17 protein-coding genes are annotated in these 15,884 nt (G+C 70.3%); 11 read left to right on the top strand and 6 right to left on the bottom strand.

Annotated elements, in window-relative coordinates:
* Positions 1-30: 30 nt before the first annotated feature.
* Both VGU65_RS05410 and aroE read right to left on the bottom strand, forming a co-directional pair.
* Positions 31-1,791 carry a peptide-N4-asparagine amidase gene (locus tag VGU65_RS05410; protein ID WP_327473592.1) on the bottom strand — a complete coding sequence of 587 codons (1,761 nt, stop codon included), beginning with the start codon at positions 1,789-1,791 and terminating at the stop codon, positions 31-33.
* A 109-nt stretch (positions 1,792-1,900) separates the two neighbouring features.
* The gene (aroE, locus tag VGU65_RS05415) at positions 1,901-2,737 is read right to left on the bottom strand and encodes a shikimate dehydrogenase (RefSeq protein WP_327473594.1); all 837 of its coding nucleotides are present in this window, start codon (positions 2,735-2,737) and stop codon (positions 1,901-1,903) included.
* Positions 2,738-2,854: 117 nt separating this feature from the next.
* Here aroE and VGU65_RS05420 point away from each other — a divergent pair, with 117 nt between their 5' ends.
* Positions 2,855-3,070 carry a hypothetical protein gene (locus VGU65_RS05420; RefSeq protein WP_327473597.1) on the top strand — a complete coding sequence of 72 codons (216 nt, stop codon included), beginning with the start codon at positions 2,855-2,857 and terminating at the stop codon, positions 3,068-3,070.
* 119 nt (positions 3,071-3,189) lie between these two features.
* The gene (locus VGU65_RS05425; protein WP_327473599.1) at positions 3,190-5,283 is read left to right on the top strand and encodes a putative bifunctional diguanylate cyclase/phosphodiesterase; all 2,094 of its coding nucleotides are present in this window, start codon (positions 3,190-3,192) and stop codon (positions 5,281-5,283) included.
* A 15-nt stretch (positions 5,284-5,298) separates the two neighbouring features.
* Here VGU65_RS05425 and VGU65_RS05430 read toward each other — a convergent pair whose 3' ends face one another.
* Positions 5,299-6,783, bottom strand: coding sequence for a RimK family ATP-grasp domain-containing protein (locus VGU65_RS05430; protein WP_327473601.1), 1,485 nt, complete (start codon positions 6,781-6,783; stop codon positions 5,299-5,301).
* A gap of 211 nt (positions 6,784-6,994) precedes the next feature.
* On the opposite strand from VGU65_RS05430, the gene VGU65_RS05435 reads away from it, so the two are divergent.
* A complete protein-coding gene (locus VGU65_RS05435) occupies positions 6,995-7,468 on the top strand; it encodes a GNAT family N-acetyltransferase (protein WP_327473603.1) in 474 nt (157 codons plus the stop codon).
* Between the two features lie 4 nt (positions 7,469-7,472).
* Here the strand turns inward: VGU65_RS05435 and VGU65_RS05440 are convergent, their stop codons facing one another.
* Both VGU65_RS05440 and VGU65_RS05445 read right to left on the bottom strand, forming a co-directional pair.
* Entirely contained in the window at positions 7,473-7,976 is a 504-nt protein-coding gene (locus VGU65_RS05440; protein ID WP_327473604.1) for a hypothetical protein, read from the bottom strand.
* Between the two features lie 70 nt (positions 7,977-8,046).
* Entirely contained in the window at positions 8,047-8,730 is a 684-nt protein-coding gene (locus VGU65_RS05445; protein ID WP_327473760.1) for a hypothetical protein, read from the bottom strand.
* Positions 8,731-8,794: 64 nt separating this feature from the next.
* Here VGU65_RS05445 and lptM point away from each other — a divergent pair, with 64 nt between their 5' ends.
* The 7 genes from lptM to VGU65_RS05480 all read left to right on the top strand — a co-directional run bounded on the left by lptM (position 8,795) and on the right by VGU65_RS05480 (position 14,247).
* A complete protein-coding gene (lptM, locus tag VGU65_RS05450; RefSeq protein WP_327473605.1) occupies positions 8,795-8,962 on the top strand; it encodes an LPS translocon maturation chaperone LptM in 168 nt (55 codons plus the stop codon).
* A gap of 5 nt (positions 8,963-8,967) precedes the next feature.
* Entirely contained in the window at positions 8,968-9,801 is an 834-nt protein-coding gene (gene dapF, locus VGU65_RS05455; protein WP_327473607.1) for a diaminopimelate epimerase, read from the top strand.
* Between the two features lie 85 nt (positions 9,802-9,886).
* Entirely contained in the window at positions 9,887-10,573 is a 687-nt protein-coding gene (locus VGU65_RS05460; RefSeq protein ID WP_327473609.1) for a DUF484 family protein, read from the top strand.
* A 17-nt stretch (positions 10,574-10,590) separates the two neighbouring features.
* Positions 10,591-11,478: a tyrosine recombinase XerC gene (gene xerC / locus VGU65_RS05465; protein WP_327473611.1), complete on the top strand. Its 888-nt coding sequence runs from the start codon at positions 10,591-10,593 to the stop codon at positions 11,476-11,478.
* Positions 11,479-11,624: 146 nt separating this feature from the next.
* A complete protein-coding gene (gene hslV, locus VGU65_RS05470) occupies positions 11,625-12,191 on the top strand; it encodes an ATP-dependent protease subunit HslV (RefSeq protein ID WP_327473613.1) in 567 nt (188 codons plus the stop codon).
* Between the two features lie 67 nt (positions 12,192-12,258).
* Positions 12,259-13,596, top strand: a complete 1,338-nt coding sequence (gene hslU, locus VGU65_RS05475) for an ATP-dependent protease ATPase subunit HslU (RefSeq protein WP_327473615.1) — start codon at positions 12,259-12,261, stop codon at positions 13,594-13,596.
* 36 nt (positions 13,597-13,632) lie between these two features.
* Positions 13,633-14,247, top strand: a complete 615-nt coding sequence (locus tag VGU65_RS05480; RefSeq protein WP_327473617.1) for a hypothetical protein — start codon at positions 13,633-13,635, stop codon at positions 14,245-14,247.
* Positions 14,248-14,270: 23 nt separating this feature from the next.
* Here the strand turns inward: VGU65_RS05480 and VGU65_RS05485 are convergent, their stop codons facing one another.
* The gene (locus VGU65_RS05485) at positions 14,271-14,873 is read right to left on the bottom strand and encodes a cation efflux transmembrane domain-containing protein (protein WP_327473618.1); all 603 of its coding nucleotides are present in this window, start codon (positions 14,871-14,873) and stop codon (positions 14,271-14,273) included.
* 113 nt (positions 14,874-14,986) lie between these two features.
* Here VGU65_RS05485 and rbsK point away from each other — a divergent pair, with 113 nt between their 5' ends.
* Complete coding sequence (gene rbsK / locus VGU65_RS05490; RefSeq protein ID WP_327473619.1) at positions 14,987-15,877, top strand: ribokinase; 891 nt, start codon at positions 14,987-14,989, stop codon at positions 15,875-15,877.
* The last annotated feature ends 7 nt before the right edge of the window (positions 15,878-15,884 follow it).

A 15,884-nucleotide genomic window follows, 5' to 3' on the forward strand; every position in this document is an offset into this window, starting at 1 on the left:
CCTCGCGCCGGGCAGGTCAGGTCGTGCAGGTCAGAGCGGTGCGTGCTCGCGCGAATCGGGCGAGCCGTCCGGACGGCTGAACCAGCTCAGCCGGTTGCGCCCGGCGGGACAGCCCTGACCCTGCGTGTAGCCGCTCAGCAGGCCGCCGGTGCTGGCGACCGACGCCTCGTAGCAGCTGCCGAGGTTGTCCTCGAAGCGGTAGTGCTGTGTGTTCTGCTGCCCCGTGTGGCCGGTGAACGCGCCGCTGGCGTCGAATTGCAGCGTGTCGGCCGCTTCCACCTGGTTGGAGAGCCGCGTGGAGTACAGCGGGATGCCGGCCAGGCCGCGGGCGGTGTCGGATTCCTGGCCCTGGCGCACCGTGGTGGCGGCGCTCAGGCTGCCGTCGGCGGCGGTCACCTGGCGGTAGTCCAGGTCCAGCGGGTAACGCACGTGCTGCGTGTAGGTTTCCACCAGCGGCCCGCGCTGGCGAGCGCTCAGGCTGTCCACGCGGGTCAGCTGCACGCTGTGCTGGTCGTAGGTGGACGGGTCGATGAGGAAGCTCTGCGTGTCGTCGAAGCCGACCGTCTGTGTCACTGTGCTGCGCACCCGTCCGCGCGAGGTGTCGGCATAGCCTTCGATGGTGAACTGGCGGCTGAGCCGGGTGGTGATGTCGCCGCTCAGGTTGCCGTTGGCGTCGGTGGCCAGCGTGCTGCCGATGGTCGGCGTGGGCGGTTGGCCGGCGAGCGTGTTGCGCACGATGCGGCCGGTCACCTGTGCCGCCTGCGGATCGCGGTAGACGAGCAGCGCCGCGGTGGCGGAGAAGTAGCCCTGCGCGCCGGCCACGCTAAGCGCGACCTGGTGCGGCGCACCGTCGCTGAGCAGGCCGGCGAACGGGGTCAGGTCGACGCGGTAGGGGGTGAAGTTGAGCGTCCGCACGCCGGGCGTGGGGCGCCACAGATACGGGTCGATGCCGCCGGTGTAGATCCACGGCATCACCGGCGCCACGCCGGCCGGTTGCCCGTCGATGCTCACCTCGGCCTCGCGGAAGTTGCCCCCGCCGCATTCGAAGGTCTGCGCGGCGTAGGCGTCGGGCACGCAGGTGTACCAGAACTCGTCGCCGCCCTGTGACTGGGTGAACACGTCGAGGTAGGCGCGCTCGACGTTGCGCGGCAACGTCAACGTCCTGGCCAGCTGGTCACTGCCGCTGTTGAGCACGGTGGTGTTGCCGACCGGGTCGGCGCCCAGCGGGTAGACCGCATCGGGCACATCACCCTGGCCGCCGCCGGGATAGAACACCAGCCGCGCGCTGCCGTGGATCACGCCGGTATAGGTGCTATTGACCAGGTTGCCGATGATCGCCTGGCCCTGGCCGGCCTGGCGCAGCAGAGCACTGTAGTCGGTCAGGTCACGCTCGACGTGCCATTGCGGCGATACCGCGGCGGAGGGCTCCTGGGTGGTGCCGAAGTAGAGGTTCACGCCGCCCAGCCACAGCGTGGCGGTGCGGTCGTACTGGCGCCCGGCGGTCACCGAGAAGTCGGCTTCCAGCACCACCTTCTTCCAGTGCGTGCCGCAGCCGGCAGGCGGCGCGTAGCTGTAGGGCCGAGTGCCGAAGTCGTCGAAGCTCACGTCGTTGAAAAGCTCGACCGTGCAGGCCCTGCCCGGCGGCCGCGGCACCGCCGGATCGGCGACCGCCACGTTGGGCGAGCCGATGGTGAATCCCGCGGCGGCCGGTGCCGCCTGCGCGGTGCCCGACAGCACTACGACCAGGCCGAGCCCGCACAGGCCACGGCCGAGCATCCCTATCTGCGTCATGGGTGACTCCGCTGATGCGAGTAACCCCCTGTGGAAGCGGACGCTAGCACGCGCTTCGGGCGCCTGGGTGTGAGCGCCGCGCCGGAACGGACAGGTCGAGGCCCGGTCCTCAGGCAGCCGTGCGCAGCCGGGCGTAGACCGGCCCGGTGTCCGGTCGACGGCCGTGCCACAACGCGAAGGCGTCGGCGGCCTGCTCCACCAGCATCCCCAGGCCGTCGCAGGCGGTCCGTGCACCTGCGCTGCGGGCCCAGTCGAGGAAACCCTGCGCGCCGGCGCCGTAGGAAAGGTCGTAGCCGACGGTGCGCGGGCCGACCAGGCTGCCTGGCAGTTCCAGCCGCTGGCCGAGCATGCCGGCCGATGTGGCGTGCACGACGAGGTCGAAGCGACCCAGCTCGGCGAGGTCCTGCCAGTAGTGTGCACGTGCCCGTGTCACGCCGAGCGAGCCGGCGAGCGCGGCGGCCGTGTCGGCGGTGCGGTTGGCGATGGTCAGCTCCTGCACGCCCGCGTCGAGCAGGTCCCAGGCCACGCCGCGGGCGGCGCCGCCGGCGCCCAGCAGCAGCACCCGGGCGCCGGCCAGCGCGCATCGCTGACGTTCGGTGAGGTCGCGCACCAGGCCTGCGCCATCGGTGTTGTGCGCGGCCAGCCGCCCATTGGGCAGTCGGGTGAGTACGTTGGCGCTGCCGGCGCGGCTGGCCGCCGCGCTGCGCTCGTCGGCCAGCGCGAAGGCGGCGGCCTTGTGCGGCAAGGTGACGTTGACGCCGTGCGCGCCGGAGAGGAAGCGGTGCACGGCGTCGGCGAACGCCTCCGGCGCGGCATCGACGGCGGCGTATTCCAGCGCGACGCCGCACTGCTCGCCGAACAGCCGGTGGATGGCCGGCGAGAGCGAATGGCTGACCGGATGGCCGAAGACCGCGTAGCGCGCGGGTAGGGCGGTGCCGTGAGGCATATGCGGTCCTGTGGACGTTGCGTGGCGCGCATTCTAGGCCGGGCACGGCGGCAACGTCGCAGCCGCTGAGATGGCCGTCGCGCAGGCTGCGCGCTCGTCACCTCCGGAGTCCGCGCCATGCCTGCCCGTCGTTCCCATGCCTTTGCCCTGCAGCTGGTCGCAGGCGCCATCCTGTGGTGGCTGCTCGGCGCCTTCCTGCTCGCCCTCACGCCGCTGCCGGCGCACACCGACACGCTCGGCTGGACGCCGCTGTACTGGCTGCTGCTGGCACCGCCGTGCATGCTGGCCGGCCTGCGCCTGCGCCGGCTTGCCTTCGCCACACCCCTCGGCTGATCGCCGGCGCCGGGGCGTGTTGCCGCGCGCTCCGGCACGCGCGTTGTGCTACAAGGCGCGATCTCGCGTGACGCACTCGCGTCCGACGGCAGGGGGCCGACAACCGAAGCATGATGGCGGTGAGCTACAACCCGTGGCTGGTGGCTCTGTCGGTCGCGCTGGCGGCACTGGATGCCTACGTCGCCTTCAGTGTGGTCGGGCGCATCGCCCGGTCTCGCGGCCCGGTCGCGGTGCTGTGGACCACCTTCGGCGCGCTGGCGATGGGCTCGGGCGTGTGGGCGATGCATTTCATCGGCATGCTCGCCCTGCGGGTGCCGGTACCGCTGGGCTACGACAGCCAGGACACGGCGCTGTCGAGCGTGCCGGTGATGCTCGCCACCGGAGCCACCTTGTGGCTGCTGGCGCGGCGCGCCACCCATGCTGGCGCCATGGCGGCCGGCGTGATCCTCGGGCTGGGCATGATCTCGATGCACTGCCTGGGTGTGCGCGCGCTGCACATGCAGCCGCCGGTCATCTGGCAGGCGCCCTGGATGGCCGCCTCGCTGGGGCTCGGGCTGGCCGGCTCGACCGCCTCCATCTGGCTGCACAGCCTGATCTGGCGCAGCGATCGCAGCCACCGCTGGTGGCTGCGCGTGCTGGTCGCCCTGCTGCTGGGCGGCACTGCTGCCGGCGTGCATTACCTCGGCATGGGCGGGATGCGTTTCGCACCCGGTGCGGTGAGCCTGCAGGCCGGCGTCGGCCTGCAGGGACTGGGACTGGGCCTGGCGGTCAGTCTGGTGTCGGGCCTGCTGTTGCTGCTGACGCTGGGCGTGAGCCTGGCGCACCGGCAGCTGCAGCGGCACACCGAGGCGATCGCGCGCGAACTGGGCCAGGCGCGCGACGCGCTGTCCTGGCTGGCCTACCACGACGAGCTGACCGCGTTGCCCAACCGCGCCAACGTGCTCGACCTGCTCGACCGCCTGCTGCCGCTGGCCAAGAACGAGCAGTTCGAGGTGGCGGTGATGTTCGTCGACCTGGACGGCTTCAAGTCGATCAACGACACGCTGGGCCACGACGTCGGCGACGAATTCCTGCGCTCGGTCGCCGACGCGCTGCGCGCCAGCGTGCGCAGCCGCGACACGGTCGCGCGCTTCGGCGGCGACGAGTTCGTGGTGGTGCTGGAACGCTTCCGCAGCGAGGCCAACCTGGCATCGATCTGCCGCAAGATCCTCAGCCTGGTCAGCCGGCCGGTGGCGGTTTCCGGTCACAGCGTGAGCGCCACGCCCAGCATCGGCGTGGCGGTGTTTCCCCGCGACGGCGAGGACGCCGCGAGCCTGCTGCGCCACGCCGACCTGGCGATGTATACCGCCAAGGAGCAGGGCAAGGCCGGCTACTGCTTCTACCAGCCGCGCATGAGCGAGCTGGCGCGCGACCGGCTGCTGCTCTCGGCCGAGCTGCGCGAGGCGCTGCAGCGCGAGGAGGTCGTCGTCCACTACCAGCCGAAGGTGGACCTGGCCAGCCGGCGCGTGGTCGGGCTGGAGGCGCTGGTGCGCTGGCCGCATCCGGCACGCGGCTTGCTGCTGCCCAAGGTCTTCGTGCCGCTGGCCGAGAGCAGCGGGTTGATCGGCCAGCTCGGCCAGGTCGTGCTGCGCCAGGTGGCGCGCCAGCTCGCGCAATGGCGCGCACGCGGCCTGCCGCTGGTGCCGGTGGCGATCAACGTGTCGCTGCAGGAGATCCAGGACGGTCATTTCGTGGCGGGTCTGCTCGGCACGCTGCGCGAGTTCGGCCTGCACCACAGCCTGATCGAGTTCGAGATCACCGAGTCGGCGGCGATGAAGAACGCCGAGCACACGCTGCGCCAGCTGCGCCAGCTCGAGGCGCTGGGCTTCCGCATGGCGATCGACGATTTCGGCACCGGCTTCTCCAGCCTCAGCCACCTGCGCCAGCTGCCCACGCAGTCGATCAAGATCGACCAGAGCTTCGTCCAGGGCGCCAGCCGCAACCCGGCCGACCGCGACATCACCGAGGCGATCATCGCGCTGGCGCGCAAGCTGCGCCTGTCCACCATCGCCGAAGGCATCGAGACCCACGCGCAGGCCGACTGGCTGCAGGAAGCAGGTTGCGAGATCGGCCAGGGCTACCTGTTCGTGCGGCCGCTGCCGCCCGAGGCGGTGCCGGCGCACCTGCTGCGCTCAGCGACGCAGCCGGCGGCCAGCGACGCCGCCAGCGGCTGAGCGCGGCCGGGCCAGCTAGCGCCCGATGCCCAGCCGCTTGTGCTCCATTCGGCGCAGGAACTCCTGCATGACGCGGCGGTAGAGGTCCGCGCCGAGGCAGGCATCTTCGATGCCCGCGTCGATCGAGGGATTGTCGTTCACCTCGATCACCACCGGCTTGCTGCCGACCTGCTTGATGTCCACGCCGTACAGGCCCTCGCCCACCGCCTGGGTCGCCTTGAGCGCGAGCTTGACCACCTCGGCCGGCGCGTCGCGCACCACCACCGTCTCGAAGCCGCCGGACTTGGCGGTGCCCTTGGCGCCGTGGTTGTAGATCTGCCAATGCCCGCGCGACATGTAGTACTTGCAGGCGTACAGCGGCTCGCGGTTGAGCACGCCGATACGCCAGTCGAACTCGGTGTAGAGGAATTCCTGCGCCAGCAGCAGCGCACTGTGCGAGAACAATTCGCCCGCCGCCTTCTCCAGCGCGGCGGCGTTCTCCACCTTGACCACGCCGCGCGAGAACGAACCGTCGGGAATCTTCAGCACCAGCGGGAAGCCGAGCTTCTCGGCGGTCTCCTTGAGGCCCTTGGCATTGTCGCGGTAGAGGATCTCGGTGCGTGGCACGGCCAGCTTGCGCGAGATCATCAGGTCGTTGAGAAAGATCTTGTTCGTGCAGCGCAGGATCGACGCCGGGTCGTCGATCACCACCATGCCTTCCTTCTCCGCGCGGTGGGCAAAGCGGTAGGTGTGGTTGTCGGACGCGGTGGTCTCGCGGATGAACAGGCCGTCGTACTCGGCCAGGCGCGGGTAGTCGTTCTTGCCGATCGGATCGACCTCGATGCCAAGCTCCCTGCCGGCGGCGATGAAGCTCTTGAGCGCCTTCTTGTTGGAAGGCGGCATCGCCTCGGCCGGGTCGACCAGCATGGCGATGTCGTAGCGATAGAGCTTGCGCGTGCGAGGTTTGCGCCAGAGCTTGCGCGAGAAGCGGTCCAGCTCCGCGGCGAAGGCGTCCTCCTGCGCGTCGTCCAGCGTGTGCAGACCGACCGGCTTGATCGAGGCCACCTGCCACACGCGCTCGCGCTCGAACTCCATGCGCAGCAGGGGGCAGGGAAACATCTCGAACAGCTGGCGGGCCAGGTCCTGCAAGGCCGGGTAAGCGGTCTCGCCGAAGTACACCAGGATGCCGAAGTCGGTGGTGTCGCGCCCGCCGGCCGGCAGGAAATGGGTGAGCTTGCTGTTGAGGTCCTCGATGTCCAGGCCGTACAGCGAGCGCCGACGCAGGTCGTTGATGGTGCGCACCGAGGGCAGCACCTTGTGCCCGCGCGCCTCGGCCAGCAGCGAGACGTAGTAGCCCGTGCCCAGGTACTTGTAGCTGCGGCACAGGTTGATCACATGGGTGCGTTCGTCGTCCCTGCCGACCGGCTCGCGCAGGTAGTCCATCGCGCTCATGACGTCCACGGACGGGTAGTAGGCGCTCCAGTCAGAGGCTTTCTCGACGACGATCACTAGGCGGGTCATGGCACCTCGCTACGCAGGAGGGCTGCCGTCGCGGCGCGGAACGAGGCGGCAGGCAACGCAAAGCGCGCAGTTTGGCATAGGCGGCGCGGTGCGCAACGGCGCGCCGGGGCAGGCCTAAGAGGCGGTTCAGCGACGCCTGCGCTCGAGTCCACCATTGCGCGGCGGCGGGCTCCAGCCCACCCTACGGGATGCAGGTCCACTGGAGCACCGCTTGGCAACCGATCCGTCGTCCACGCCCGTGCGCACCGCCGCACCGGCCGATCTCGATGCGCTGGTCGCACTGGAGCTGCGCGCCTTCAGCGGCGATCGCATGAGCCGCGCACAATATCGCCGCCACCTCGTCAGCCCGCACGCGGCCGTGCTGGTCGCCGACGCGGGGGACGAGGGCCTGCTCGGCAGCGCGCTGGTGTTTTTCCGCAAGGGCAGTGCCGTGGCGCGGCTCTACTCGATCGCCACCGCACCGGCCGCGCGCGGACGCGGCATCGGCACGGCCCTGCTGACCGCTGCCGAACAGGCCGCGCGCCAACGCGGCAGCCGCGCGCTGCGGCTGGAGGTGCGGGTGGACAACCCCACCGCGATCGGCCTCTACGAGCGCGCCGGCTACCGGCGCATCGGCCGCTATGCCGGCTACTACGAAGACGGCGCCGACGCCTGGCGCTACGGGAAGCCGCTGGAAACGCTGTAGGCGCTCAGCGCACGCGGGTCTCGCGGCCGGTGGCCATCGCGGTCCAGTGCACGCCGTCGGCGGAATACTCCTGCCGGAAGTCGATCGCGTCGCGCCCGTCGAACACGTTGACCACGCGCGCGTGGATGGTCTTGCCGTGGTCGTCGAACTGCCAGGGGAAGGTCCAGCGGTTGCCCTGGATCTCGAGTGTGCCGTCGTTGGCGTGCCCGCCATCGGCGGGAATCGCGTGGGTGACGTACTCGCCCTCGCCTTTGCCCTTGAGGAACACCACCAGCGCCGCCGGCTTGCCGTCGACCACCTGCTCGCAGGCATAGAAGGCCTGGCCGCGCCAGCACTGGTTGTGCAGGCGAGCGTGCTCGATGCCGGCCTTGCTGTAAGGCGTGTCCAGATGGTGCATCTGCGTTTGCCAGGAACCGGCGTAGACGGCTATCGCATCGAGGCCGTCCGCGGGCGGCCCGGCCAGGGTCACGGCGGGCATCAGGCTGAGCAGCAGGCACGGCAGGCGCATGGCTCGACTCCGGGCAGGCAGGTCGGCCGATTGGATGCCCCGCGCCGGCTGTTTGCAAGCCGCCCAGGCGCTACAGCGGATGGGCGATGCGCTCGGCCGTGTCCTCGTCGGGGCGCGCGACCAGCGCGCCGGTACGCATCAGGCTGACCGTGTAGTGGCCGCCGTCGACCAGCGGCAGATAGGCGCCGCTGCCATAGACGGTGTCGACCAGCGGCAGCCAGTCCGGATGCCGGCGCGCCAGCGCGACCAGGTCGAACGCACCGGCCTGGCGCAGGTCGACCACCGTGCGCGGCGCGCTGGCCTCCTCGGCCGGGTCGTCGTAGCGGCCGGACAGGCGGTCTAGCCGGTACAGCGGCGGCAGGCCCGAGAGCAGGGCGGGCAGCTTCCACTTGAGCACCAGCGCCTCCACGCGCCAGGCGTCGCCGGCCACGCCCACCACGCGGGTCTGCCCGTCGGGCCAAACCAGCGTGACCGCCCAGCGCTGCGGCGAGAGGATGCGCGCATCCAGCGTCACCACCGGCGCTTCCTCGCCCAGCAGCCGGTAGCCGCGCAGGCTCCAGCCGGCGCCGGCCAGCACCAGGGCGAGGGCGAGCCCGACCAGCAGGAACAGCGTGCGCAGCAGGGCCGCGACCGGCCGGCGTGCCTGCAGTCGCTGGCGCAGTGCCACCAGCTGCACCAGCGCGAACAGGAGCGCGAGCACGGCCAGGATCCCCAGCAGGGTGCTCGGCAATTGCAGCAGCATGGCCCAGTCCATCGATGCGTCAGTCCACACCGTTATGATGCGTGCATCATAGCCGCCGCCGTTTCGAGGAAAGCCGATGCGCCGATCCATCTTCTGCACGGTCCTGCTGCTGGCCGCCGGCCTGCTCGCCGGTTGCGGCAACAAGGGACCGCTGGTGCTGCCCTCGCCCGCGCAGCCGGGCCATACGGTGGCGCCTGCCACCTCCGCGCCGGCACCGGCCACGAGCGCCTCGCAGCCGGGCTGACCGTCATGCGCTTCTCCAAGATGCACGGCATCGGCAACGATTTCGTGCTGGTCGATGCGCGGCGTGCGCCGCTCGCGCTTGCGCCGGAGGCGATCCGCGCGCTGGCCGACCGCCACACCGGCGTGGGCTGCGACCAGTTGCTCAGCGTGGAAGCACCCCGCGATTCTTCGTGCGCCTTCTACTACGGCATCTGGAACGCCGACGGCAGTCCGTCGGGCCAGTGCGGCAACGGCGTGCGTTGCGTGGCGGCATGGCTGCACCGCGCCGGCGCGCTTGCGCTCGAGCAGGCGGTGCGCATCGAAAGCCCGTCCGGTCCGGTGACCGTGCGCGTGCTCGACGCCGGACGAGTCACCGTGGACATGGGCGAACCGCTGTTCGATCCGCCGCGCATTCCGCTGCTCGCCGACGCGCGTGCCGACAGCTATGCCCTCGCGCTCGCCGAAGGCCCGGTCGAGGTCGGCGCCGTGTCGATGGGCAACCCGCACGCGGTGGTGGTGGTGCCGGACCTCGCCGATCCTGCGCTGGAGCGCATCGGCCCGCAGCTGACCACCCATCCGCACTTCCCGCAGGGCGCCAACGCGGGCTTCGTGCAGGTCCTCGGCCGCGGCCACCTGCGCCTGCGCGTGCACGAGCGCGGCGCCGGCTGGACGCAGGCCTGCGGCACCGGCGCCTGCGCTGCGGCGGCGGTGCTGCGCGCGCGCGGCCTGGTGGACGAATGCGTGCAGGTGGACCTTCCCGGCGGCCGGCTGCAGATCGACTGGCCGGGCGCCGGCCACACGCTGTGGATGACCGGCCCGGCCGCGTTCGCCTTCGAAGGCGAATGGCTGGCCCACGCATGACGGCCCCGATGCATTGATGCGCAGCCGCGCGCGTCGCACACTCCGGCCAGGCCGATCCGCCGCCTGACGTTTCCTAGGTCGTTCCATGCCCGATACCCTGCTCGACGAGATCCCCGGCGCCACCGCGGTGGCCGCCTACCTGAAGCGCCACCCGCATTTCCTGGCCGACTACCCGGACCTCGCCGCGCAGCTCACGCTGCCGCGCAGCGAAGGGCCGGTCGCCTCGCTGGCGATGTACCAGTTGCAGCAGCTGCGCGAGAAGAACGCCGAGCTGGAGCGGCGTTTGGCCGAGCTGATCGCCATCGCCGCGGACAACGAGCGGTTGATGCAGCGCGTACACGAACTGCACGTGACGATGCTGCGCGCGGCCACGCCCGCGCTCGCCGCGCGCAGCGTGATCAGCCGGCTGGCGAGCGACTTCCGCATCGAGCAGGTACGGCTGCTGCTGTTCGGCCATGCCCACGGCCTGCCGCAGGCCGAATGGCTGCTGGTCGAGCCGGGCGGCCGCGCCGCGCTGGGCGAGTTCGCAGGCTTCCTGGGCAACCACGAGCCGCTGGTCGGGCGACTCTCGGCCGAACGGCTTTACCGACTGTTCGGCGACCATGCGCCCGAAGTGCAGTCCGCCGCGGTGATGCCGCTGGGCGAACTGGGCCTGCTCGCGCTGGGCAGCGCCGATCCGAACCACTTTCAGCCCGGCATGGGCACGCTGTTCCTCAAGATGCTGGGCGCCACGGTGAACGCCGCGCTGACCCGCTCGCAGGAGCTGGCCTGAACACCATCCGCGATGCAGTGCAACCGCGCGCGCAGGTCGAGGCCTGGCTCGGCCGCCTCGTCGGCGAGCGCCAGGCCTCCGCGCACACGGTCGCCGCCTATCGCCGCGACCTGGACAAGCTGCTCGGCTGGATGGACGCCCAAGCCGTCGGCGACTTCGCCGCACTGACGCCTGCGCGCCTGCGCGCCTTCGTCGCCGCCGAGCACCGCGCCGGGCTTTCGCCCAAGAGCCTGCAGCGGCTGCTGTCCTCCTGCCGCAGCCTGTTCCGCCAGCTCACCCGCGAGGGCCTGCTGGCACACGATCCCGCCGCCGGCGTGCGCGGCCCCAAGGTGCATCGCAAGCTGCCGCAAGTGTTGGACGTGGACGAAGCCGGCGCGCTGGTCGGGCATGCCGGCGAAGGCGCGCTCGCCCTGCGCGACCGCGCGATGCTGGAACTGTTCTATTCCTCCGGCCTGCGCCTGTCCGAATTGTGCGGCCTGCGCTGGGGCGACCTGCAGCTGGACGAGGGCGAGGTGCGCGTGCTCGGCAAGGGCGCCAAGACGCGCATCGTGCCGGTGGGCAGCCACGCGGTGGCCGCGCTGCGCGCACTGAGCCAGGCCGAGGGCGCAGCGCCGGCCGCGCCGGTGTTCCGCGGCCGCGCCGGCGCGCCGATCAGCCCGCGCACGGTGCAGGCACGGCTGAAGGCTCTGGCGCTGGCGCAAGGGTTGCCCAAGCGCGTGCACCCGCACCTGTTGCGGCACACCTTCGCCAGCCACATGCTCGAGTCCTCCGGCGACCTGCGCGCCGTGCAGGAGCTGCTCGGCCACGCCGACATCGCCACCACGCAGATCTACACGCACCTAGATTTCCAGCACCTGGCCAAGGTCTACGACGCCGCGCACCCGCGCGCGCGCCGCAAGGGCTGAGCCCCATCAACTCCCATTCCCCGGCGCAGCCGGGAGCGGTGGCTGGGCGAGGCGAAGGCCGCTGGGCTTTTCCCGAAGCCGCCGCCGACGTTGAAGGCCACCCCAGCGGCCCCATGTATGCCCGCTCAAGCCCTGCGGAGCCGTCCATGGAATCCTTCCACGCCACCACCATCCTTTCGGTCCGCCGCGGCCGACGCGTCGTGCTGGGCGGCGACGGCCAGGTCACCCTGGGCAACACGGTGATGAAGTCCAACGCGCGCAAGATCCGGCGGCTCGGCAAGGGCGACGTGCTGGCCGGTTTCGCCGGCGCTACCGCCGATGCCTTCACGCTGTTCGAGCTGTTCGAGCAGAAGCTCGACAAGCACGGCAACAACCTCACCCGCGCCGCCGTGGAGATGGCCAAGGAATGGCGTACCGATCGGCGCTTCGGCAAGCTCGAGGCGATGCTGGCGGTGGCCGACAAGGACGCCTCGCTGCTGATCTCCGGCAACGGCGACGTGCTGGAACCCGAGCACGGCCTGATCGCGATCGGCTCCGGCGGCCCTTACGCCCAGGCCGCGGCACTTTCGCTGCTGGAAAACACCGACATGGACGCGCGCCAGATCGTCGAGAAGGCGCTGAAGATCGCCGGCGACATCTGCATCTATACCAACCACAGCACGACCATCGAGGAGCTCGAAGCGGGAACGGGAGGCGCGGAGCAGGGAATGTGAGCCTCTCCGCTACCGCAGGCCTTCCCTTTTCCTTTTCCCGTTTCCCGTTCCCCACGCCGGCAAAACCATGAGCGAACTTACTCCCCGCGAAATCGTCAACGAACTGGACCGCTACATCATCGGGCAGAACGACGCCAAGCGCGCCGTCGCCATCGCGCTGCGCAACCGCTGGCGGCGCATGCAGCTCGATCCGGAGATGCGCAACGAGGTCACGCCCAAGAACATCCTGATGATCGGCCCCACCGGCGTGGGCAAGACCGAGATCGCGCGACGCCTGGCCACGCTCGCCAACGCGCCTTTCGTGAAGGTGGAAGCGACCAAGTTCACCGAGGTCGGCTACGTCGGCAAGGACGTCGAGTCGATCATCCGCGACCTCGCCGACGTGTCCTACAAGCTCACCCGCGACCAGGCGGTCAAGCGCGTGCGCTCGCACGCCGAGGACCGTGCCGAGGATCGCATCCTGGATGCCCTGCTGCCGCGCCGGCAGACCGCCAGCGACTGGTCGCACGACCTGACCGTCGCGGCGCCCGACACCGATACCCGCCAGAAGCTGCGCAAGCAGCTGCGCGAGGGCGCGCTGGACGATCGCGAGATCGAGCTGGATTTCGCCATGAACGTGGGGGTGGAGATCATGTCGCCGCCGGGCATGGAAGAGATGGGTGCGCAACTGCGCCAGATGTTCCAGAACATCGGCGGGGCGCGCACGCAGCAGCGCAAGCTCACGATCAAGGCGGCCCGTCCGCTGCTGGTCGACGAGGAAGCCGGCAAGCTGCTCAACGACGAGGAGATCCGCGCGCAGGCGGTAGAGGCGGCCGAGCAGAACGGCATCGTTTTCATCGACGAGATCGACAAGGTGGCGCAGCGCTCCGAATGGAGCGGCGCCGGTGTCTCGCGCGAGGGCGTGCAGCGCGACCTGCTGCCGCTGGTGGAAGGCTCGACCGTGTCGACCAAGTACGGCCCGATCAAGACCGACCACATGCTGTTCATCGCTTCCGGCGCGTTCTCGCTGTCCAAGCCATCGGACCTGATTCCCGAACTGCAGGGACGGTTGCCGATCCGCGTGGAGCTTGCCGCGCTGTCGGTGGACGACTTCAAGCGCATCCTGCGCGAACCGCACAACGCGCTGACCAAGCAGTACGTGGCGCTGCTGGGCACCGAGGGGGTGACCATCGAGTTCACCGATTCGGGCATCGACCGGCTGGCCGAGGTGGCCTGCCAGGTGAACGAGCGCACCGAGAACATCGGCGCCCGCCGCCTGCATACGGTGATGGAGCGGCTGCTGGAGAGGATCTCGTTCGAGGCGGCGGACAAGTCCGGCGAAAAATATCTGATCGACGCCGATCAGGTAGACAAGAGCCTGGCTTCTCTGGTGAAGGACCAGGATTTGAGCCGTTACATCCTCTGAACAAGCCGCACAGACCCCTCTGGTAAAATTCCTGTCATGGGCAAGATCATCGAACTCAAGACCACCGGCCAGCGCGCGCAGTTGCGCGAGGCGCAGCAGCAGCAACAGCTGATCCGGCTGTGGCGTGCCGAACTGGAGCACGGCAGCTTCTGCGGCTACGTGGGCGGTGTCGGCCGCGAGTTCTTCCTACTGTGGGTGGTTGGCGACGGCATCACCTACGATGGCATGTACGTGATGCGCCACCGCGACGTGTCCGAGCTGGAAACGCCGGACAAGCACCACGTCTTCATGGAGAAGGCGCTCAAGCACAAGCAGCTGCTGCCGCGCACGCCGCGCGGCTTTCCGCTCGACTCCATCCGCGAGGTGGTGCAGGCCGCCGGCAAGCTGGCGCCGGTGATCGGCGTGCACGTGGACAGCGAAGAGGAGGCCGAGGTCTGCTACATCGGCCGGCTGGTCGGCGTGGAAGAGGACGGCTTCACCCTGCAGGAAATCAGCCCCGACGCAGAATGGCTGCGCGAGGCTTCGTTCTTCGCCTGGGACGAGGTCTCCACCATCAGCATGGAAGACGGCTACGCGCAGGCGCTGCTGGCCGTCGCCGGCACGCCGCCGCCGCTGGAGCAGGGCGACTCGGGCATCGGCCGGGCGCACTGAGCGCCGGCCGCCGTTCTTAGGGCTCATCCCTTGATGCGAGGTGTTCCGCGCGCGCGGCTGTCCACACCTCGTGCGCCGCCGTCCGCGTTCATCGCCGCGATAGCCAGCCCGACCACCACGTCCGGCCACACCGACCGCATCCATGCCGTAAGCCCGCCGGCGACGACGATCGCCACGTTGGCAAATGCATCGTTGCGCGCTGACAGGAACGCCGCGCGGGTGAGGCTGCCGGCATGGTGCCGATACCGCGCCAGCGCCATCGCGCAGGCAAGATTGACGGCCAGCGCGCCCAGTCCGGTGAGCGACAGCGGCATGGCGGCTGGCGGCACCGGCGCGTGCAGCTTCTGCCAGAGCGCCCACAGCAGCGCCAGCGCCGGCAGCAGCAGGATACCGGCCAGCGCCATGCCGACCCTTGCCCGTGCGCGCAGGCTCCAGCCCAGCGCCAGGAAGATCAGCAGATTGACCGAGGCGTCTTCCAGGAAATCGATGCTGTCGGCAAACAGCGCGACCGAACCGATCGCCAGCGCCACCGCGAATTCCACGCCGAAGTAGGCGAGATTGGCGAGCGCCACCCATCGCACGGTTCGATGCAGCGCGTAGTCGGACGGGGAGCTGGAACGCAGCACGCGGGATGTCCTGGCCTGGCAGACGGATCATGCCAGCTCCAGCGTGACGGCTTGGCGCGGCACCAGGGCCATGGCCGCTATGCTTGGCACCGATCCAATGGCACGGGAACCGCATGGCACGCCGCATCGCCGTCGTCGGCAGCATCAACATGGACCTGGTCACCCAGGCGCCACGCTTTCCCCAGCCAGGCGAAACGCTGCTGGGCGAGGGCTTCGTCACGGTGCCGGGCGGCAAGGGCGCCAACCAGGCGGTGGCGGCGGCTCGGCTCGGCGCCGAGGTGGCCCTGGTCGGCGCGCTCGGCAGCGACGCCTTCGGCGAGCTGTTGCGCGCGGGCCTGCTGCGCGAAGGCGTCAATCTCGACCACGTGCGGCGTCTGGACGAAGTGGCCAGCGGCACCGCCTCGATCACCGTCGCCGGCGGCGACAATCAGATCATCGTGGTGCCTGCCGCCAATGCGCGGGTCACGCCCGCGCACGTGGAATCGGCCCGGCAGGTGCTTGCCCGCGCGGATGCGGTGCTGGTGCAGATGGAGATTCCGCTGGAGGCCGTCGAGGCCACCTTGCGGCTGGGCCGGAGCCTGGGCGTACCGGTAATCCTCAACCCGGCACCGGCGCGTCCGCTTCCGGCCGGTTGGCTGGAGCAGGCCCGCTACGTCACCCCCAACCAGCACGAACTGGCGACCCTGCTCGGTGCCGATCCGGCCGAGGACTTCCGTGCGCTGATGCGCCGTGCGCCCGTCCCCGTGGTGCTCACCCGCGGCCACGAAGGCGCCTGGTACCGGGAGCAGGGCGAACCGGCCCACCAGCCGGCCTTCGAGGTGCAAGCGGTGGACAGCACCGGTGCCGGCGATACCTTCAACGCGGCGCTGGGCGTGTTCCTGCACGAAGGCCTGCCTGTTGCCGTGCGCAAGGCCTGTGCCGCCGCCGCACTGGCGGTCACCCGCCTGGGCGCGCAGCAGGGCATGCCGCGGACACACGAGCTCGACGCTTTCCTTGCCGGTTGATCGTTCG

The sequence above is a fragment of the Frateuria sp. genome (assembly GCF_035943815.1).
Classification (GTDB): Bacteria; Pseudomonadota; Gammaproteobacteria; order Xanthomonadales; family Rhodanobacteraceae; genus Frateuria_A.